Genomic DNA, 21,750 nt, shown 5'->3' on the forward strand with positions numbered 1-21,750 from the left:
AGGATTTATCGAATGACCTTCTTTTTTTCTTTTCCATATCTACTAAGTTAATCGAGCTTAACTTAATGTCCAATCAAATGTAGCAGATCCATAGGCAGTACCTAGGATTTTGTATTCTTGCTGTCTGTTGGTTCTCAATTCGGCATTTAAGACCGGGTTTTCGGGGTCTGATCCATCTACCCTGTCAGGAGAACGGAAGCCTCCAAGTCTGCTTTCATCTCTGACCGGAATATAAGGTACAGATTTTACCATATGTTCCAGTTGCGTTCTACCTCCTGTAAATGGCTCTACATTCCTATTTGAGTAGGCTATAGTTAATGTTTGGCCTACTTTTACCCTATCACTGATTTTGAATTCTGTATTACTTCGGAAAGAAAACCTTTCAAAATCAGTTCCTCTCATGATACCTTCTTGTCCAAAATACCCGACGGATACATTATATATAACAGATTCATTACCACCTGAGATTCCTACATTATGATCTTGGATAGTGGCAGGCCTGAACATTTCTCCTTGCCAATCTGTGTTGACATTGGCCAAATCTCCCAAGTTATCAAAACGCTGTGGAACTGGCTCTCCACCATTTGTCAGAAGGTCTCTACCGAAGTCAAGGTACTGTTGCGTATTGAGCAAATCCAATTGTCTCCAAGCACTTTGTGTACCTACATAGGAGTCAACTGTTACCACCGGTTTTCCGACTTGACCTTTTTTGGTCGTCACCAAGATAACCCCATTGGCCGCCCTTGAACCATAAATAGCTGCCGCTGAAGCATCTTTTAATACTTCTATTGATTCAATATCGGCAGTGTTGATCTGGTTAAGGCCTCCTGCGGGTACTCCATCAATAACATAAAGGGGATCATTATTACCAACTGTACCTATACCTCTGATCCTTACTACGGGATTTGTTCCTGGAGCTCCGGCATTGGTCACGTTCACTCCAGGCGCACGTCCTTGAATGGCTGAGGCCAGATTTGGAACAGGTAATTCCCTAATTGTTTCTGATGAGATGGAAGATATGGCACTGGTAACTGTTGCTCTCGCCTGAGTTCCGTAACCTACAACAACCACTTCCGATAGGGAATCTTGATCAGGTTCCAAGGTGATATTAAATGAAGTAGTGTTGCCGACTCTTCTTTCTACTTGGTTGTAGCCAATGAATGAAAAAATCAGAACAGCATCAGGAGAGGGAACTCTCAGTGTAAAATTTCCATCCAGGTCTGTAGCAGTCCCTGTGGTGGTTCCTTTAATTAGGATATTAACACCAGGGAGTGACTCTCCCGTATCAGAAGCTTGAATGGTGCCGGACACTTCTATGGCCTGATTGCTTCCTTGTGCCCAAGTGTCTTTTGGGATTAATGTCAGCCAAAGTGCGAGGAAGCATAGCAGATTCCTGCTTTTACTCCACATACTTTTCTGTTTTGGGTAAATTGTTTTCAACATAGGGTTTATTGGTTTGAGATTGATTATATAATTCTGATTTCTAGAGATTCATTTATCAAAAACACCCATGTAAATGGGGAATTGATTTTAACATCTTCTAGATTTCACTATTAAATTTATGTATAAACTGTTATAATTACACTTATGAAACCCTGAAGCAAGGAGGTTTTTGGAAAGTTATTTCGCTTAGTGAACTTAAAAAATTATTCATTTGAAGTAGGCCAAACAAAGGGTTACTATCGAAAAAAATGTTTTTGTTGCCTGAAATATAGCAGTGATGTTTTCAGAAAAATTTTTCTTGTTGCGCTTAAAAACAAGTTTCTGAAAATCAATTATTTATGTTTAAAATTAAAATGTTGTGAAAATATATATATGCTTAGCTTTTATTAAAATTAGTACAAACTTATTTTGCTGTTTATGCATTATAATTAATCTAAGCCCAGAATTGTTATACTTATTATAGTCTCTGTTTTAATCTTGATTACTTTAACTGTAAATCCGTGATCTTACTTTCTTTAAGGATATTTATTTTGCTTTTTCTTAGTACCTTCTCTTCATGGATGGTGGATGAGAAGCAACAAAGGGTTCAAGAACTGCCTACTGTGATCAAGTTGGCAGAGGACAGTATTCACTACCATATTACTGAATCATTGGATTTTTTTCTTGATATAGAGGGCCTATTAGATATAGAAGAAGTGAGTGCTTCTACTTTTTCTCACAACTTCCAAAAAGCCACTAATCCTTATATGGATTCCACGAATGCTGAAGGTGTATTATGGTTGAGGGTTACTGTAGAAAACCAAAGACCTGAATTGAATGAAGCATGGTTTTTTGAATCCTGGGGTTTTGATATTCGGAATATCGTTTTCTACATGCCAAATGATGACAATACCTTCTCAGTAAAAGAATCCGGGTATACTTTGCCATTTCAAGAGAGGGAAATACGGCATAAGAATTTCAATCAAGTTGTCAATATTAGACCAGGGGAAACCAAAACTTTCTACCTGAGAATTCAAAGAAGTTATTTAATGGGATTCAGTTTTCACTTAAGATCCCACTCAAGTTTTATTCCCCATGCTGTTAATGAGTATTTTCTTTTGGGAATATATTATGGTGTCTTGGTCATAGTTTTGTTCTTTACCATCTATCTGATTTTCAAACAAAAAGACCCACTTTATGCTTACTTCGCCTTTTTCCTGTATGCTTGTATATGGTATTCTTTGGGAAGGGACGGCTTAGGCTTTCAATATCTCTGGCCAAATTTCCCGGAACTTAATATTTTAACGAGGAGGCTTTTGACACAACTTTTGTTGGTGATTTCAGCCTTGTTGTTTTCAAACTACTTTGTTCAAAAAATACACAAGTCTCCCGCTATCAATAAGGTTACTTGGGGCGCTATCCTGTTGATTGTATTGTTGACACTCAATCAGGAATATGGTTTTAAAGTAGGGGATTTTTATATGCTATTGATTTTCAGCTCTATCCTTTTAGTTCCTATTGTTGGGATGGTCAGGACCCTTGTGAAAATTAGGCAAATGTCCTGGGCTCATTCTTTCGCTTTGATATGTATGTTTATTGGCCTTTTGCAGTCTTATGCCAGTGAAGCCAATGTTGAGCTTTTTGATGATCCTATTATAAATTGGTATTTTGCTAACCCAGTGATATTTGCGGAGGTGATCTTCTTTTCCATATCTATTTTCAATCAGATTGGGTACCTTCAAAAGAAAAGTTTTATTGCTGAGCGAAGTCTTAATAGGGCTCTTTTGGAAAAAAATGAACTGCAAGATAAGCTCAACAGCAACTTAAAGGACCTTGTGAAAAAACGAACTCAAAAGGTTCGTTCTTTGGCCAATGAACTAGCTGAAAAAAACCGACAGCTTCTTAGAGCCAACACCAAATTAAAAAAGCTGAATGAAGAGGTTCGGACTGAAAACCTTAACCTTAATTTGACAAATCAGGAACTGAAAGAGGGTTTGGAAAAAACTATTCAGGAAATGGTGTTGATGAAGGGGTTTGATTTTCGGGAATTCAAAGAAATATTTCCTGATAAAGAAGCTTGTTGCAAATTTCTATCAGAACTGAAATGGGCGGGAGGCTTTCATTGTAAGAAATGTGGATACAATAAAGCAACAATTTCGAAAAGCTTTGGACGTAGATGCCGTAATTGTAATTATAATGAATCTGCAACCAGCAATACCCTCTTTCACAAAATAAAATTTCCCATAGAAAAGGCTTTTTATATGCTCTATCTTTCCAACAGAAAGGATGTCAATATGACTTTGAACGAACTATCAGAGACTATTGACCTAAGAAGGGAAACTTGCTGGGCATTCAAAAATAAAATTGCTATTGCCAAGGAGCAGATAGACTTTGATGGCGAATTGAATGGTTGGGAAAGACTTGCTCTTGTCGATCTGGAAGGAAATAGTGAGGCTTAATATTTGAGCGTAAACCTGATTTTCTGGATTTGATTCTTACAAATTGTTGTTTTAGAAGAATAAGTCAGGATCCATCCTGAAATTAATTGAGCGGCCTCCAAAGGTTTTGCTTTTGCATTCTAATGAAAAATATTAACTCTAAAAACTTTTTAAATGTAATATTTACACTTAATTTAAAGGTTTGTAAAACATCTCAAACCGAAATAATAAAACCTATAATTCCAATACAATGGAAAAACACTCAATCGATCATCTCGAAGGAATCTGTTCCCAGGTCAGAAGGGACTGTCTGCGCATGGTACATGCCGTGCAGTCAGGCCACCCGGGAGCTGCCCTTGGCATGTGCGAATATGTTGTCGCACTCTTTTTCAATGAAATGGAGCATGACTCCGACTTCAAAATGGACGGAAAAGGCGAAGACCTTTTCTTCCTTTCCAACGGACACGTGTCTGCACTCTGGTACAGTGTGTTGGCCAGATCAGGTTACTTCGGTGTTCCCGAACTGGGCACCTTCCGTAAAATCAANTCCAGGCTTCAGGGCCATCCGGCCACAGAAGAAGGCCTTCCCGGNATCAGGATTGCCTCGGGTTCTCTNGGACAGGGACTTTCTGTAGGAATCGGTGCGGCACAGACCAAAAAACTCAACCAGGATGACAAGCTGGTCTATGTGATGATGGGTGACGGTGAGCAGCAGGAAGGGCAGGTATGGGAAGCTGCCATGTATGCGGCCCACCACAAGGTGGACAACCTGATCGCTGCCATTGACCTGAACAGACAGCAGATCGACGGCCCTACCGAAAAGGTCATGGACCTGATAGACCTCGGAGCCAAGTGGGAAGCCTTTGGCTGGCAGATCGTCAATATCGAAAAAGGAAACGACATGGCTTCCGTACTGGAAGGCCTGGCCAAAGCGAAGTCCCTGACCGGACAGGGCAAGCCCGTGATGATCCTGCTCCACACAGAAATGGGCTNCGGGGTGGACTTTATGGTCGGCACGCACAAATGGCACGGCGTGGCACCGAATGACGAACAGCTTGAGAATGCATTGGGACAATTGGAAGAAACATTAGGAGACTACTGAAATGGAAAAGACACTTGACTTAAAATACACCTATACCGAAAAGAAGGATACACGCTCCGGCTTCGGTGACGGACTGCTGGAAGCAGGAAGAAACAACCCCAATGTGGTAGGCCTCTGTGCCGACCTGATAGGTTCACTGAAAATGGGGGCCTTCCAGAAGGAATTTCCCGAGAGGTTTTTCCAGGTAGGTATCGCGGAAGCCAACATGATAGGACTTGCCGCAGGTATGACCATAGGGGGCAAAATCCCTTTCACGGGCACCTTTGCCAATTTCTCCACAGGACGTGTCTACGACCAAATAAGACAGTCTGTGGCCTATTCGGACAAGAANGTGAAAATCTGCGCCTCACATGCCGGCCTTACGCTGGGCGAGGACGGGGCCACGCACCAGATTCTGGAAGACCTGGGCATGATGAGAATGCTGCCGCACATGACAGTGATCAATCCCTGTGACTACAATCAGACCAAGGCCGCGACACTGGCTTTGGTGGATCATGTAGGTCCTGCCTACCTCAGGTTCGGCAGGCCGAGCTGGCCGATATTCACCCCTGCAGACCAGAAGTTTGAGATCGGCAAGGCATGGAAAATGATCGATGGCAAGGACGTGACCATCTTCGCCACAGGCCACCTGGTATGGGAAGCAGTGGTAGCGGAAGCCATGTTGAGAGAGGAAGGCATTTCCGCCGAAGTGATCAACATCCACACCATCAAACCATTGGATACCGAAGCTATATTGGATTCTGTAGCCAAGACAGGCTGTGCGGTATCTGCCGAAGAGCATCAGCTCAACGGAGGTTTGGGGGACAGCATCGCCCAGACGCTGATCAGGAACCATCCTGCTCCGCTGGAATATGTGGGTGTCAACGATTCCTTTGGAGAATCAGGTACGCCGACACAACTCTTGGAAAAATATGGACTGAACGCTGAGAATATTGTGAAAAAAGCCAAAATCGCTCTGAAAAGAAAATCAGGGTGAAATAGTGATAAAAGTTCCAATTTGGATTTTACCTAAACAAAAGGATCAGGTGCAGCCTGATCCTTTTGTTATTATTGTTGAAATATTAGGAAGGAAGCACTAACCAAGGAAGTAAAGTCAATTCTTAATCTCAGGTAAATAAATATCCCAGTATCAACTTAATATCAATTAGTATCTTATTTTAAAAACTAATTCAACTTCTAGGAGATGTTCGAATATTCCTAATATCATCTGTTTTTCCCGCCAAACAATACCACCAATCCTACTCCACCTCCGCTAAAATTGTTGAGTCTTCCCTGAAACCCAATCCGTTCATTGATGAAATAAGTCACTCCAGCTCCACCTGAAACGCCAAAAATATCTCCTGCGGTAACGCCCAGCTCCAAAAAGATATAGGTATTGTCAAGAACATGGAAATAATACCTTGGTAGTAACTGAACTAAAAACAATTCATTCACATAGGTTCCGTCAATGCCGAGTCCTATTTTATCTGAAAAGAAATAACCTACACCTGCCTGCACAGATGTAATGTCCTCACCAATAAAGAAGTTTCCACCCAAAGTGTATTTGCCTTTTTGTAAGGGCCCTTTGAATGTTTGGTCATTTTCAGTCTGGCTTTGTGCATGTGCATTGGAAGTAATTATCCAAAGAAATGAAAGTAAAAGTAAGGGGAGAATTTTTTTCATGATAACTGATGTTGTTGGATTTTTAATGATAAACTTCATACGTTTAAAAAGAAACAAATATGTAGTTCAAAAATATATGAAAAATTTAGTTTTTGTATTATAAATATTATTTTTCACTCTTAAACTATTAAAAAATTTATTTATCGACCAAATAGAGTTGGGGATAGAAAAAAAAGAGGCTGGTTTTTCAAAATGTCAGCCTCTTTACTTTTTATGAATAATACTTAGCGCTCCAGCGCAATTCATTTTGGAGTTGCTTCAGTTGCGTGTTTTGATCGATGGTCACATTTTCGATACCGGCAATTTTTGCAAAATCTTCTAGGTGTTCAGTGCCCAGGTTCTGACTAAAGCAGGTATGGTGTGCACCCCCGGCATAAATCCAAGCTGAACAGCCTGTTTGCATGTCAGGTAAAGGTTTCCACATCACCCTTGCTACCGGTAGCTTTGGAAGATCCTGTGGGATTTCCACTGCTTCTACGGCATTTACGACCAATCTAAACCTATTGCCCATGTCCACAAGAGAGACATTCAGAGCAGCACCTCCTTTGCCATTGAATACCAATCTAACAGGATCTTCTTTTCCTCCGATTCCCAAAGGATGGACTTCGCATTTTGGTTTTTCTGCCGCCAATACCGGATCTACCTCTAGCATATGAGCACCCAATACCATGCTGTTTTCAGGATCAAAATGATAAGTATAATCTTCCATAAAGGCATTTCCGCCTTCCAAACCTGTTCCCATTATTTTCATGGCTCTGACAAGTGCAGCAGTTTTCCAATCTCCTTCTCCAGCATAGCCATATCCTTCTGCCATCAATCTTTGTGTAGCAATACCAGGAAGTTGTTTCATTCCATGAAGATCTTCGAAAGTATTACTGAATCCTTTGAAACCACCTTCTTTGAGGAAGTTGCGCATTCCGACTTCAATCTGTGCAGCATCTACCAAGGAGGATCTCCTTTTTCCACCCTTTTTAAGATTGTCTGCCAATAAATAGTTTGTTTCGTACTCATCAATGAGGGCTTTGACTTCACTTTCATCAGCACCATTGATATATGCTACCAAGTCGCCAACGGGGAAAGTATTTACTGCAAATCCAAACTTAAGTTCAGCTTCCACTTTATCCCCCTCAGTCACCGCCACATTTCTCATATTGTCTCCAAACCTCGCAAACTTGGCACCCTGCCAATCTGCCCATGCTGAAGCAGCCCTTGCCCAGGCGTCAATCTGACAGATGACAGCAGGATCTTGCCAATGACCTGTGACCACTTTTCGCTCAATATTCATTCTGGATACAATAAACCCAAATTCCCTGTCCCCATGCGCACTTTGATTTAGGTTCATAAAATCCATGTCAATATCATTCCAAGGGATGTCCCTATTGAACTGGGTATGAAGGTGGAGTAGGGGTTTCTGAAGAATTTTCAGTCCTGAAATCCACATTTTAGCCGGAGAGAAGGTATGCATCCAAGCGATAAGTCCTATGCATGACTTATCTTGATTGGCTTCTTGACAAACTGCATAAATCTCTTCAGAAGTTTTTACTATTGGTTTATAGACAATTTCTACACTTATTCCATTTTGCTCATTAAGTGACTTAGCAATGGTTAGAGAATGTTCTGCTACTTGCTTCAAAGTCTCTTCACCATAGAGGTGTTGGCTTCCTGTGATCAGCCATACCTGATTATGTTTTAGGTCGTTCATCATTCGGTTCTTTAATTTTTGATATTTTACTTCCAATAGAAATAAATACAGCAAAGGCTATATGATCTGATATGTGAAATTTTGATTTCTTGAGGGATATTCGAAGTGTATTTAATGTATATGTGTAATTAAGTGTCTTAATTACACATAAAAATTGTTATAAAAAAATTTTGGTAAAGAATTAATTGCTTTCAAAGAAGATTTCACTCTTAGGCATAAAGTTATGAATGCTCAAAAAATTGTCCTTATAATGCCCTTCATCCAAACTGTAATAATATGCTCCTTTCTTAGAGCTTGATTTATCTTTTTCTTTTTCCTTTTTCAGCAGGTTGGTAGAAAGTAGTTTACGGGTGAAATTCCTTTTGTCTATTTTAGTTTCATAAAGTCCTTCGTACATGGCCTGCAACTGGGGTAAGGTGAATTTATCAGGTAGCAGTTCGAATAGGATGGGATGAAAAGCTGCCTTATACCTCAGCTTATTTAATGCAAGGTCCACCATTTCCTGATGGTCAAAAATCAATTTCGGCAAAGCCTTGAGTGGAAACCAATGCGCATGAAAGTTGTCATTGATCTGCCTTTGGTATTTTTCTATATCAATCAAAGCTACATAAGGGATTGCGACTACCCTTTCTATGGGGTCCCTGTCTGGCCTGCTAAATGCCTGAATTTGCTCCATATAGATGTCATGCAATCCGGTCAATTGATTCAGGATCCTGTTAGCGGCTTCATCAAGAGATTCGGTTTCCTGAACAAAACCTCCCATAAGACTCCATTTTTCCTTTTCAGGAGCGAACCCCCTTTGTATAAGAAGCAACTTATATTCACTTCCGTCAAAACCGAAAATGATACAGTCCACGGCTACCAAAAGCCTTTTTTGATTAGAATATTGCATCTATTTATTTGATTTAATAGGCGGATAAAAAGCTAAAGTAAGATTTGATGGCTAGAAATTCATGTTTTTGTATATAATTTTTTATGGAGTGTCTGTTTGCGCAAAATAAGGATATTTGCTTTTATCGCTTTCTTGAAAGAGAAGCTGGGTGAAAAGGTATAGGTCATTTCTCCAAACTTTAAAATCATGTCCTCCGGGCTCTACATAATAGATATGTGGCACCCCATGTTTTTTCATGTATTCATGGGTTCTTTCGCTGATATGAAAGAGGTTATCATCTGATCCACATGAGATCCAAAGCAGTTTAAGTTTGTCTTTAGCAGCATTCGGGTCTGGTAGAAGTGATTCCGGTAATCTTGTGTTCGGCGCGGAAGAAAAACCTCCGACCCAAGCAAATGTATCCAGATTGCCAAGACCGAAATTCAAAGATTGCCCGCCTCCCATGGACAATCCGGCCAATGCACGGTTTTCTCTATCCGTTTTTACTGGGTATTTCCTTTCGATAAAGGGGATTAGGTCTTTTAGAAGGTCTTTTTCAAAAGTAGAAAAGGCCTGTACCTTCAGGCTGTCAAAGATGTTTCCTGTTGCCCGATCGTCTTTCATTGCCCTTCCATTAGGCAGTACTACGATCATATCGGCTAGCTTTTTATCAGCATAAAGGTTGTCAAATATGACCTGAGGAGATCCTTGGTTCAGCCATTCTTTTTCGTCGCCACCTATTCCATGAAGAAGATATAGAACAGGGTATTCCTTACTTTCATTAAAAGAAGGTGGAGTGTAAACCAAAGCCTTTCTATCTACCCCAACTGTACTGGATGGATAGGAGATCGTATCTATTCTTCCTCTTTCAATATTGTTCCTTTGTTGATCAAATCCGATCGGTGCCTGTAAAGTATCTTTTTGTGCTTTACAAAAGATTGCAAACAAACATAAAACAAAAATTTGGAGTAATATTTTTCTGGTCATTTGGTTTAAATTTATTAAAGTGTAGTATAAACACTTTAAATATAAGCGATTTATTTTGAGATTTTTAAATGATTTTCATTTTAACGTAAACATAAGAGCTATTTAAGGAAATTACGGTAAGCAAAAATTCATTTTTAATATTTAGTGTTAAAAATACAATTAATGTTTTTATATTGTCCTTTCTTATTCGATCTGAAGGATATATATCAAAGTGCACACAGAGTATTCAGATGACAGGAAGATAACCTAGACCCATGAGACCAATAATAACCATTTTATTATTTGTAATCTATCAAAGTACCCTTTTTCAACAGGCTAAAGCCCAGGGTGACCAGGTGCAATTTTTCGATCTCAGGCAAGTAAAACTCAAAGATAGTCCTTTCAAAAGAGCTCAGGAGGTTGATAAAAAATACATTCTTGAAATGGATGTGGACAGACTTCTCGCTCCTTACATGAAAGAAGCGGGACTTACTTGGTCCGCTGATAACTACGGAAATTGGGAAAACACAGGTCTGGATGGTCATATTGGAGGGCATTATCTTTCTGCCCTTTCCTTGATGTTTGCGTCTACAGGAGACCCTGAAATCAATAAAAGGTTGGACTACATGCTGGAGCAATTGAAGCATGCGCAGGACCAAAGTGGGGATGGATATCTTAGCGGGGTACCTTATGGCAGAAAAATCTGGAATGAACTTAAATCCGGTAAGATCAATGCAGGCAACTTTTCACTCAATGACAGGTGGGTTCCCTTATACAACATTCATAAAATTTTTGCAGGATTGAGGGATGCCTATTGGATAGGAGGGAAGGAAATAGCGAAACCTATGCTTGTATCGCTTTCTGATTGGTTTTTAGACCTCACGGATGGGTTCACGGAAGATCAGTTTCAAGAAATGCTCATCAGTGAGCATGGCGGCTTAAATGAAGTTTTTGCTGATGTTGCAGTGATGACCGGAGATTCAAAATATTTGTCATTGGCCAAGAAAATGTCCCACAATGCCATACTCCAACCTTTAAAAGAAGAGAAAGACGAACTGAATGGTCTTCATGCCAATACCCAAATTCCCAAAGTGATCGGTTTTCAGAGAATTGCACAAGTCTCCAAAGATCAGAATTTACATCAAGCTTCTGACTTTTTCTGGAAGAATGTAGTGTACCAACGCTCCGTTTCAATTGGTGGAAACAGCGTGAGGGAGCATTTTCATCCTACAAGTGATTTTTCATCCATGCTTTCCTCTGAACAGGGACCCGAGACCTGCAACACCTATAATATGATGAGGCTTTCTGAAATGCTTTTTCAGCTGGCTCCTGACAGGAAGTATATTGATTATTACGAACGAGCTGTTTTCAACCATATTCTGTCCACCCAACATCCAAAAAAAGGAGGCTTTGTGTATTTCACTTCCATGCGCCCTCAACATTATCGGGTGTATTCCCAGCCACATGAGAATTTTTGGTGCTGTGTGGGTTCCGGTTTGGAAAATCATGCCAAATATGGTCAGGCCATTTACGCATATAGAAAAGATGATTTGTATCTGAATTTATTTATCGCTTCTGAACTGGACTGGGAGGAAAAGGGAATAAAACTCATTCAAAACACCGATTTTCCTTACAAAGATGAGAGTGAAATTACCTTTTCCCATAAAGGGAAAAAGTCATTTAACCTTAAAATAAGATATCCGAATTGGGTTAAAGAAGGGATGTTGGAAGTCACGATAAATGGAGAACAGGTAGAAGTTAGCGTGGACAGGCATGGGTATATCACATTAAATAGAGAATGGACTTCTAAAGATAAAATCAACCTCAAACTACCTATGGAAACAAAGGCAGAGAGACTTCCTGATGGATCCAATTGGGTGTCTTTCAGTCATGGGCCGATTGTGTTAGGTGCAAAAACGGGTGCAGATGATCTCAAGGGATTGTTTGCAGACGACAGTAGGATGGGCCATGTGGCTGCCGGCAAAATGGTCCCTCTCGAACTCAATCAGGTTTTGAAAAAAGAGAACAATCCTCTTCCCGTGCAACAGGAAGGGTTTAGGTTTCTAATTGCTTCGAATGAATTTCACCAATCGGATGAACAAATTGAATTACTACCATTTTTTGAAATTCATGATAGCAGGTATCAATTGTACTGGCCGATTGCTGATAAAGATGAGCTAGAGGAATTCAAAAAGCAGCTTTCTGAAAAGGACGAACTGATGCGACGTTTGGAGGAGGTTACCGTAGATCAGGTGGCTGCCGGTGAGCAACAACCGGAAACTGAACATTCATTCAAAGGGAGGAATACTGAAATCGGGCAGGAAAACGGGAGATTTTGGAGACAGACTTCTGACTTTTTTCAGTATATCTTGAAGAACCAAGAAAAAGAGGGGAAAGTGATCAGGGTTATTTACCTTTTGCCTTCTTCTGATGAGGAATTCAGTATTTATATCAATGGGGATTTGCTGAAAAAAGAATCATTGACAGGGGTAAATGATCAATTATATATGGTTGATTACAATTTGGGAGACAAAAATGCTGAGATACTTGAATTCAAGATTGAAAGCAATGGTAGACTGAGCCCTAAAATTCACCATATCAGGCTTATGAAAAGGAGCCTATAACAGGTTTGAACTTATCAAATAATCCAATAAAATAGATTTAACAATAAACACTCAACCAATAAAATTTATGAAAACCGGACGCTTAAAAGGACTGATGTTACTGGCAGCAGCATTGTTGGTTACATTTGTGACTACAGCCCAAAACCGCCTGATTGTTAATGCAGATCAGGGGACGGTCACCATCAACAGGCATATTTACGGACATTTTGCTGAGCATTTGGGTAGGAATATCTATGGAGGGATTTGGGTAGGCCCGGATTCGGATGTGCCCAATGAAGACGGGTACAGGAAAGATGTGATGCAGGCCTTGATTGATCTGGAAATCCCTAATCTGAGGTGGCCTGGAGGCTGCTTTGCTGACGAATACCATTGGACTGATGGGATAGGAGATCCTGCGGATAGGCCCAAAATGGTAAATACCCACTGGGGAGGTGTGACAGAAGACAACTCCTTTGGAACACATGAATTTTTGAATTTCGCCAAGAAGATAGGGACAGAGCCATATATTACAGGAAATGTTGGTTCCGGTTCGGTAGAAGAAATGTCCAAGTGGATAGAGTACATCAATTTTGATGGCGTGAGCCCAATGGCTGAATTGAGAAAAAAGAACGGTCAGGAAGAACCATGGAACATCAAATACTGGGGAGTAGGTAACGAAAGCTGGGGATGTGGCGGTAATATGACTCCGGAATACTATGCCAATGAGTACAGAAGGTATGCCACCTTTGCCAGGGATTATGGAGGAAATAAACTTTACAAGATTGCAGGTGGTGCCAATGATTGGGACCTGAACTGGACTGATGTTTTGATGAAAAATATTCCCCTAAACATGATGGATGGTTTGTCCCTTCATTATTATACAGTAACCGGTACTTGGGAGAATAAAGGAAAGGCAACAGAATTTACCAAAGAAGAATATCTTGAAACTTTAAGAAAAGCTTCAAGGGTAGATGAGTTGATCACCAAGCACAGCACCATCATGGACAAGTATGACCCAGAAAAGAAAGTGGGGATTATTCTGGATGAGTGGGGTACTTGGTTTCAAGTCGAGCCAGGAACCAATCCGGGTTTTCTATATCAGCAAAATACCATGAGAGATGCCCATGTTGCAGCTATTTCACTCAACATCTTCAACAAGCACGCGGAAAGGGTACACATGGCCAATCTGGCACAGACGGTCAATGTGCTTCAGGCAATCATTTTGACCAATGAAAATGACATGATCCTCACACCTACGTATCATGTATTTGACCTGTACAAACCTCATAAAGATGCTACACTTTTGTCACACCATTTGATCTCAGAGGAAGTTAGCTTTGGAAAAGAAAAGCTGGAAGCACTTAGTGTTTCTTCTTCCAAATCTGATGATGGTACAGTGAATATCAGTATCGCAAACATCCATCCGGACAAAAAAATCGACTTGGATGTGGCCTTGAGAGGGATCGAAGCCAAAAATGTTACTGCCCAGATCGTAACTGCAGCTTCAATCGACTCATACAATTCTTTTGACAAAAAAGACGCGGTCAAAAAAGCTGATTTTAAGGATTTTAAATTGAACAAAGACAACCTGAAAATTGCAGTACCTGCCAATTCAGTATTGATGGTCAGGGTAAAATAATTAGAAATATGAGCAAAGAGTATGTAATTGGATTGGATTATGGGACGGATTCTGTGCGGGCGGTATTGGTAGACAGTGCTGATGGCAGCACCTTGGCTAGTGAAGTCTACTGGTACCCTAGATGGAAAGCCGGAAAGTACTGTGATCCGGTAATCAATCGCTTCAGACAGCATCCATCTGATCATCTAGAAGGTCTGGAGATGACCATCAAAGGAGTGATTGCCCAATCTGAAATTGAACCAAGCCAAGTCAAGGCCATCTGTGTGGATACAACTGGGTCTTCTCCAATGGCAGTTGATAGTAAAGCCCAGTCTTTGGCTTTTCATCCGGATTTTAAGGATAACCCCAATGCCATGATGGTATTGTGGAAAGACCATACCTCCATTGCGGAAGCAGATGAAATCAACCATGTTGCCCGTACTTGGGGAGGGGAAGACTTCACCAAGTACGAGGGAGGAATCTACTCATCCGAGTGGTTTTGGGCAAAAATACTGCACATTATCAGAGAAGATGAAAAGGTTAAAGATGCAGCTTTTTCCTGGATGGAGCATTGTGACTTTGTGACGGCTCAGTTAATTGGCTGCACAGATTCTTTGGCTTTGAAAAGGAGTAGATGTGCAGCGGGGCATAAGGCACTCTGGCATGAGTCATGGGGAGGTTTGCCACCCAAAGAGTTTCTCGGAAAATTTGATCCATACCTGTCAGATTTGAAAGACAGGCTTTATAGTGAAACATACACTTCAGACGAGGTGGCAGGCAATCTCAGTACAGAATGGGCAGATAAATTAGGATTATCTGCTTCTGTAGTAGTGGCTGTAGGCACTTTTGATGCCCACGCTGGTGCTGTAGGAGGTGAAATCACTGAGAATACACTGGTCAAAGTAATGGGTACTTCCACCTGTGATGTCATGGTTGCTTCCAAAGAAACCATAGGGACTAAACTGGTCAAAGGAATATGCGGACAGGTGGATGGCTCGGTGATTCCGGGTACTATAGGCTTGGAAGCAGGCCAGTCCGGTTTCGGTGATGTATTGGCTTGGTTTAAGAACCTTATTATTAAGCCTTCTATAGCAATGATAAAAGAGAGCAAAACATTGGATGCAACACAAAAAAGCCAATTGATAGCTGAGTTGGAAGAACAGCTGCTGATCAGGCTCTCGGATGAGGCTTTGGCCATACCTGTTGCCGAGTCCAAGCTCGTTGCCTTGGATTGGATAAATGGAAGAAGAACCCCTGACGCCAATCAATCCCTTAAGGGAGCTATCAGAAACCTGAATATGGGTTCAGATGCAGCAAGGATTTTCAAGTCTTTGGTAGAAGCCATCTGTTTTGGTTCAAAAAGGATTGTTGACCGCTTCAGGGAAGAAGGAGTGCAGCTTGATGCCGTAATCGGATTGGGTGGAGTGGCCAAGAAATCGACTTTGGTCATGCAGACCATGGCAGATGTATTGGATATGCCCATCAAAGTAGCTACATCCGACCAGGCTCCGGCATTAGGTGCGGCGATGTATGCGGCTGTGGCGGCCGGGATCCACGAAGATACCCAAAAAGCCATTCAGGCAATGGGCAGTGGCTTTGACAAAATATACCATCCTATACCTGAAAATGTCCCAATTTATAAGAAACTGTATGGGGAGTATGTGGAGTTTGGGAAAGATATTGAAGGATGAGGGATGAGGGATGAAGGATGAATTGGAAAGTGTGAAGGGGGAAGGATGAAGTGGTTTGAAAGGATTCTTTTTTTTCCATATTTTTAGTTTAAAACTCTTATAAATATGGAAAGAGATTTGAAAGGAAGAACCAAAAAATTCGCTCTGAGCATTATCAATCTCGTTGAATTACTCCCTAATACAATATCAGGGCGAGCTATCGCAAATCAGTTAATAAGATGTGGAACTTCTGTTGCGGCCAATTACAGAGCAGCCACTAGAAGCCGAAGTGATAAGGAGTTTGTCGCTAAAATCGGAATAGTAATAGAAGAAGCTGATGAAAGCGAATTTTGGTTGGAAATGATCCAAGAAAAAGGATGGTTTGATGTTTCTTTATTAAAGCAGGAGGCCAATGAGCTTATTGCAATTTTTGTATCAATAGTTAAAAAAATGAAGTTAAAATAACTTTCAATTACAAAAAGGTGGTAAAGGTCGGGTGTTTCATCCCTCATCCTTCCTCCTTCATCCTTTTAAAAATCTAAAATCTTAACTCTACAATCTTAAATCTAAGATCAAATGTACCAAGAACTTAAACGTGAATGCTACGAAGCGAATATGCAACTTCCAAAACTGGACCTGGTGGTCTATACTTTTGGGAATGTCAGTGCAGTGGATAGGGCAAATGGTGTTTTTGCCATCAAACCAAGCGGGGTGCCTTACGAAGAACTGAAGGTGGATGATATCGTCATTGTCGACTTTGACAGTAAGGTAGTCGAAGGAAAAATGAGACCTTCCTCCGATACCAAAACCCATGCTTTTTTGTATAAGCATTGGGAAACTATCGGTGGAATATGCCATACGCATTCCACTTATGCGGTGGCTTGGGCGCAAGCCATCAAGGACATTCCCAATTTTGGGACCACACATGCGGATCACTTGACTGCCGATATCCCTTGTGCTCCACCTACGGCGGACCAGCTGATTGAAGGGGATTATGAGCATAACACGGGGCAGCAGATTTTGGATTGCTTTGCAGAAAAGAAACTCAGTCCGCAGGAAGTAGAAATGATTTTGGTAGGCAGTCATGGACCATTTGCTTGGGGAAAGGATGCATCCAAAGCTGTTTACAACAGCAAAGTTCTGGAAGAAGTGGCTAAAATGGCTTACCTCACCCTTCAGATCAACCCCAATGCTGCGAGACTAAAAGATGCTTTGGTCAAAAAACACTATGAAAGGAAACACGGAAAAGATGCCTACTATGGGCAGGGATGCTAAATTTTACTGATATGTATAAACCGCTAACAAAATGCCTTATGGGTATTGCGCTGACTGGAATTCTTTTTTCCAGCTGCAATGCTCCCCAAAAAGATGAAAAAGAAATGGACAAAGAAACAGTCAATTTTAAAGTAAAAGTCAATGAAGTGAAACTTGGTGATAAAAATGCCAAAGTGTTTCACTTGGATAATGGAAATGGTATGGAGGTTGAAATTTCCAGCTTTGGAGGCATCATCTCTAAATTGATCGTGCCGGATAAGGAAGGCAATAGTGAAAACATTGTACTTGGTTATGAAAACATTGCTGACTATGACAATAACGACTACTATTTTGGTGCTGCCATAGGCCGTTTTGGAAATAGAATTGCCAAAGGACAGTTTGAATTAGACGGACAGACCTACCAATTGGCTACCAATGATGGCAACAATCACCTGCATGGTGGGCTTTTGGGTTTTAACAGGGTGATCTGGGATTCCGAATTTCAGGAAAGGGAAAAATCTATGAAAGTGATAATGTCCTACACCAGCCCCGACGGAGAAGAAGGTTATCCGGGTAACCTGAAAACCACCCTTACTTTTGAACTGACAGCTGACAATAAGCTGCTACTGGAATTTGAATCAGAAACAGACCAAGCTACAATTGTAAACCTGACTCACCATGGATATTTCAACCTGAGTGGGATGAAGGAGGATATTTTGGGCCATCAACTTACCCTGAATGCTTCCAAATATACACCTGTGGATGATGAACTGATCCCAACAGGTGAGCTGAAAGCTGTGGAAGGAACAGCTTTTGATTTTACCAGCAGCCATAAAGTAGGAGAAAGAATTGCCGAGGTACCAGGAGGTTATGACCATAATTTTGTAGTGAAGGAATCCCATTCCGATGAGCTGGTAAAAATGGCGGAACTTTACCACGAGGCCTCAGGAAGATTGATGGAGTTGTACGCGGATTCTCCAGCAGTACAATTTTACTCAGGAAATTTCCTGGATGGAAAAGTAACGGTGGATAATGTTACCTACAATCAGTACATGGGACTTTGCCTAGAGCCCCAGACTTTTCCCAATGCACCAAATGAACCCTCATTTCCTACTGCCAGGTTGAACCCTGGAGAAAAATACACACATAAAATAGCCTATCATTTCAAAGTCAAATAAGAATTGTTTGACTCATTTCTCAAACCTATATCAAACCTAATTAACCATGAAATTTCTAATTTATTCATTTTTGGCAATGATTTTTGGATACTCAGAGATCTCAGAAATCAACGAAACCAAACCAAAAACCAATTCAGAAGACGAATATGAATCGCTTGCCAAAGCAGCAGAAGGTCTGTTCAAAATCGGTACCGCACTGAATGAAAGACAGCTTAACAGTGGGGAAAACGAATCTCTGGCCATAACAAAAGAACACTTCAATGCAATTGTAGCTGAAAACTGCATGAAAAGTGGCAGAATTCAGCCTGTTGAAGGGGAGTTTGTGTGGGAACATGCAGACAGGTTCGTGGAGTTTGGGGAGAAGCACGGAATGGAAATCAATGGACACACTTTGATCTGGCATTCACAGGCTCCGAAATGGTTTTTTGTAGACGAGCAGGGCAATGATGTTTCCAAGGAAGTTCTTATAGAAAGAATGGAAACGCATATCAACACTTTGGTTGGAAGGTACAAAGGCCGGGTCCATACTTGGGATGTGGTCAATGAAACCATCTTGGATGACGGTTCTTGGAGAAACAGTAAATTTTATCAGATTCTTGGTGAAGATTTTGTCAAAATAGCTTTTGAACTTGCCCATAAAGCGGATCCTGAGGCTCGGTTGTTTTACAACGACTATTCTATGGCCATGCCGGGAAAAAGAGAAGGTGTGGTAAATATGGTAAAGAACCTACAGAAGCAAGGTGTAAAAATAGATGGAATTGGAATGCAGGGACATGTTGGTTTGGATTATCCTTCCTTGGAAGAGTTTGAGAATAGCATCAAAGCTTTTGCTGATTTGGGAGTGGAAGTCATGATTACGGAAATGGATGTGTCTGCATTGCCAAACCCAAGCAATCATCAAGGGGCGGAGATTTCTGACTCTATTGAGTATCAGCAGATGCTTAATCCCTATACAGAAGGCTTGCCTGATTCGGTTCAGCAAAGGTTCAATGAGCGCTACCTCGACTTCTTCAATCTTTTTTTGAAATACAAAGACAATATCAGCAGGGTAACGTTTTGGGGTGTGACGGACAGGTACTCCTGGAAAAACAATTTCCCTGTAAGAGGAAGAACTGATTACCCACTTTTATTTGACAGAGATTATCAAGCAAAAGCTGTGGTAAGTGACATCATAGAGCTATTAGGTGAGCATAGAATGGCTCAATAAAAATGGTAGATGTATTCGTCAATGTGCATATGTTTATCGCAAATTATATTTTGAGAAGATATTTAATTGATACTAGATTGATATTTAGATATTAACCCGAAATAATCTATAATCCTAATAATTAAAGCTTCTGCCAAAGGAGTATGTAAACAATTAAGAATTTAATCTTTCCAGCTGTCTTGTCTATTTAAGGAAATGTTAACTAAAATAGATAAGGCAGCTGAAGTTCCATTACATAATTATAAAAATTCGAAATCAGAATCAATTTATTCATGCTATCAAACCCTTTTCCTAAGCAACTGCTGATTTTTGTGATTCTTTTTGCTTTGGCAATTTTACCTAGATTGTCTTTTTCACAGCAAGCAAAAGCACAAAATCCAATCATATTTGCCGACGTGCCGGATCTATCGATGGTCAGGGTAGGAGATACCTATTACATGAGCAGCACAACCATGCACATGTCACCTGGTGTTCCCATCATGAAATCGACTGATTTGTCCAATTGGGAATTGATCGGCTATGCCTACGATCAGCTGGTGGATAATGCTGCGATGAACCTAAGTAAAGGAGAAAGTGCCTATGGACGTGGTTCATGGGCCAGTTGTCTTCGGTATCATGAGGGAAGGTTCTATTTGAGTACTTTTTCTGCAACAAGTGGGAAAACCCATATTTACATAACAGATGATATTGAAAAAGGGAAATGGAAAGAGGTGAATTTTGAACCATCCTACCATGACCACAGCATTTATTTTGATGAAGATGGAAAGATCTATCTGATCTGGGGTGCGGGAGAGATCAGCATAGTAGAATTAGAAAAAGACCTGAGCGGGATTGTCCCTGAAACTGAAAGAGTACTGATCGAAAATGCCAGTAAACCTGCAGGCGAAAACATCATGTTGAATGCAGAAGGCTCGCAGATCTTCAAAGTTGGAGAGTACTTTTATTTGTTCAACATAGTCTGGCCCAGAAAAGACATGAGGACTGTATTGGTGCATAGATCCAAAAGTCTACATGGTCCCTACGAGGGAAAAGTAGTGCTCAAAGACAGAGGAATTGCGCAGGGTGGGCTGATCGATACACCTGAGGGAAACTGGTACGCTTATCTTTTTAGAGATTATGGAGCAGTGGGAAGAATTCCATATTTGGTTCCTGTCACTTGGGAAAATGATTGGCCGGTTTTGGGAGAGAACGGAAAAGTCCCTGATTATTTGGACCTTCCGGTAAATACAAGATTGATTTCTGGAATAGTGGCTTCCGATGACTTTTCAAGAGAGGAAAGAGATTTTACTTTTCTGCCGTTGGTGTGGCAGTGGAATCACAATCCTGTAGAAGAAAATTGGTCTCTTACAGAAAGGCCCGGGTTCTTAAGGTTAAAGTCGGATAGATTAGATAATAACTTTGTGGAAACCAGAAATACTTTAACCCAAAGGACATTTGGTCCAAAAAGTCAGGTAGTTACAAGGGTTGACCTGCAAGGTCTTGAAGATGGAGATGTGGTAGGTTTGGGACTATTGCAAAAAGAATATGGTTTTATCGGAATAAAAGCAGAGGATCAAAAAAAGGCACTTGTCATGTCCATTGGAAATGAAGATAATGAGCAGGTTATGGAAGAATTGTCATGGAATGAAGGCAATGTTTACCTTAAAGCTATTTGTGATTTTGAGAACCAAAAGGATTCAGCATTCTTTCAATACAGCAAAGATGGAAAGGAATGGAAAGATTTTGGGGCAGAACTTAAGATGACTTATACATTACCCCACTTTATGGGATACCGGTTTGGACTTTTTTATTATTCTACCAAATCAACCAGAGGCTATGCTGATTTTGATTTTTTTGAAATTTCTATTCCTGAGAATTGAAATTCTGGGAATGATTTAAAGACCAGGACGATAATTGGTTTGTCACTTGGTTTAGGTTTTCGAAAATAATGAAAGTCAACCAAGTATTGGTTTGATATATTCTGTAAATAGGAATTTATGAGAGATAAGTTAACAGAGGTGAGAGTTTAGGTTTTTTCAATAATGAACCTTTTATCATGATTTTAAGGTAGTTCATTA

Annotated in this window: 16 protein-coding genes; 11 read left to right on the plus strand and 5 right to left on the minus strand. The window is 40.6% G+C overall.

Going from position 1 to position 21,750, the window contains the following annotated elements:
- Window positions 1–57 precede the first annotated feature (57 nt).
- Window positions 58–1,443 (minus strand): SusC/RagA family TonB-linked outer membrane protein, encoded by a 1,386-nt coding sequence (locus A33Q_RS17705; protein WP_235062815.1) that lies wholly within the window; start codon window positions 1,441–1,443, stop codon window positions 58–60.
- A gap of 500 nt (window positions 1,444–1,943) precedes the next feature.
- On the opposite strand from A33Q_RS17705, the gene A33Q_RS17710 reads away from it, so the two are divergent.
- From A33Q_RS17710 to A33Q_RS17720, 3 genes are all read left to right on the plus strand, one after another.
- Window positions 1,944–3,881 carry a 7TM-DISM domain-containing protein gene (locus tag A33Q_RS17710; protein WP_009035032.1) on the plus strand — a complete coding sequence of 646 codons (1,938 nt, stop codon included), beginning with the start codon at window positions 1,944–1,946 and terminating at the stop codon, window positions 3,879–3,881.
- A gap of 229 nt (window positions 3,882–4,110) precedes the next feature.
- Window positions 4,111–4,962, plus strand: coding sequence for a transketolase (locus tag A33Q_RS17715; protein ID WP_016255498.1), 852 nt, complete (start codon window positions 4,111–4,113; stop codon window positions 4,960–4,962).
- Between the two features lies 1 nt (window position 4,963).
- Window positions 4,964–5,938 carry a transketolase family protein gene (locus tag A33Q_RS17720; protein WP_016255499.1) on the plus strand — a complete coding sequence of 325 codons (975 nt, stop codon included), beginning with the start codon at window positions 4,964–4,966 and terminating at the stop codon, window positions 5,936–5,938.
- A 227-nt stretch (window positions 5,939–6,165) separates the two neighbouring features.
- On the opposite strand, the gene A33Q_RS17725 is transcribed toward A33Q_RS17720, so the two are convergent.
- From A33Q_RS17725 to A33Q_RS17740, 4 genes are all read right to left on the minus strand, one after another.
- Window positions 6,166–6,624, minus strand: coding sequence for a hypothetical protein (locus tag A33Q_RS17725; protein ID WP_009035035.1), 459 nt, complete (start codon window positions 6,622–6,624; stop codon window positions 6,166–6,168).
- 211 nt (window positions 6,625–6,835) lie between these two features.
- Window positions 6,836–8,326, minus strand: a complete 1,491-nt coding sequence (araA, locus tag A33Q_RS17730; RefSeq protein ID WP_009035036.1) for an L-arabinose isomerase — start codon at window positions 8,324–8,326, stop codon at window positions 6,836–6,838.
- A 181-nt stretch (window positions 8,327–8,507) separates the two neighbouring features.
- Window positions 8,508–9,218, minus strand: coding sequence for an NUDIX hydrolase (locus tag A33Q_RS17735; protein WP_009035037.1), 711 nt, complete (start codon window positions 9,216–9,218; stop codon window positions 8,508–8,510).
- 81 nt (window positions 9,219–9,299) lie between these two features.
- Window positions 9,300–10,184 carry an alpha/beta hydrolase gene (locus A33Q_RS17740; RefSeq protein ID WP_009035038.1) on the minus strand — a complete coding sequence of 295 codons (885 nt, stop codon included), beginning with the start codon at window positions 10,182–10,184 and terminating at the stop codon, window positions 9,300–9,302.
- A gap of 254 nt (window positions 10,185–10,438) precedes the next feature.
- Between A33Q_RS17740 and A33Q_RS17745 the strand changes: the two genes are divergently transcribed.
- From A33Q_RS17745 to A33Q_RS17780, 8 genes are all read left to right on the plus strand, one after another.
- The gene (locus tag A33Q_RS17745) at window positions 10,439–12,787 is read left to right on the plus strand and encodes a glycoside hydrolase family 127 protein (RefSeq protein WP_009035039.1); all 2,349 of its coding nucleotides are present in this window, start codon (window positions 10,439–10,441) and stop codon (window positions 12,785–12,787) included.
- A 67-nt stretch (window positions 12,788–12,854) separates the two neighbouring features.
- Window positions 12,855–14,405, plus strand: coding sequence for an alpha-N-arabinofuranosidase (locus tag A33Q_RS17750; protein WP_009035040.1), 1,551 nt, complete (start codon window positions 12,855–12,857; stop codon window positions 14,403–14,405).
- An 8-nt stretch (window positions 14,406–14,413) separates the two neighbouring features.
- Complete coding sequence (locus A33Q_RS17755; RefSeq protein WP_009035041.1) at window positions 14,414–16,075, plus strand: ribulokinase; 1,662 nt, start codon at window positions 14,414–14,416, stop codon at window positions 16,073–16,075.
- 105 nt (window positions 16,076–16,180) lie between these two features.
- Window positions 16,181–16,519: a four helix bundle protein gene (locus A33Q_RS17760; protein ID WP_009035042.1), complete on the plus strand. Its 339-nt coding sequence runs from the start codon at window positions 16,181–16,183 to the stop codon at window positions 16,517–16,519.
- 111 nt (window positions 16,520–16,630) lie between these two features.
- Window positions 16,631–17,329: an L-ribulose-5-phosphate 4-epimerase gene (locus tag A33Q_RS17765; RefSeq protein ID WP_016255501.1), complete on the plus strand. Its 699-nt coding sequence runs from the start codon at window positions 16,631–16,633 to the stop codon at window positions 17,327–17,329.
- A gap of 11 nt (window positions 17,330–17,340) precedes the next feature.
- Window positions 17,341–18,486, plus strand: a complete 1,146-nt coding sequence (locus tag A33Q_RS17770; protein WP_040490653.1) for an aldose epimerase family protein — start codon at window positions 17,341–17,343, stop codon at window positions 18,484–18,486.
- 46 nt (window positions 18,487–18,532) lie between these two features.
- Window positions 18,533–19,693: an endo-1,4-beta-xylanase gene (locus A33Q_RS17775; protein ID WP_009035045.1), complete on the plus strand. Its 1,161-nt coding sequence runs from the start codon at window positions 18,533–18,535 to the stop codon at window positions 19,691–19,693.
- A gap of 272 nt (window positions 19,694–19,965) precedes the next feature.
- The gene (locus A33Q_RS17780) at window positions 19,966–21,552 is read left to right on the plus strand and encodes a glycoside hydrolase family 43 protein (protein WP_009035046.1); all 1,587 of its coding nucleotides are present in this window, start codon (window positions 19,966–19,968) and stop codon (window positions 21,550–21,552) included.
- The last annotated feature ends 198 nt before the right edge of the window (window positions 21,553–21,750 follow it).

The organism is Indibacter alkaliphilus LW1 (genome assembly GCF_000295935.2).
GTDB classification, from domain to species: Bacteria; Bacteroidota; Bacteroidia; order Cytophagales; family Cyclobacteriaceae; genus Indibacter; species Indibacter alkaliphilus.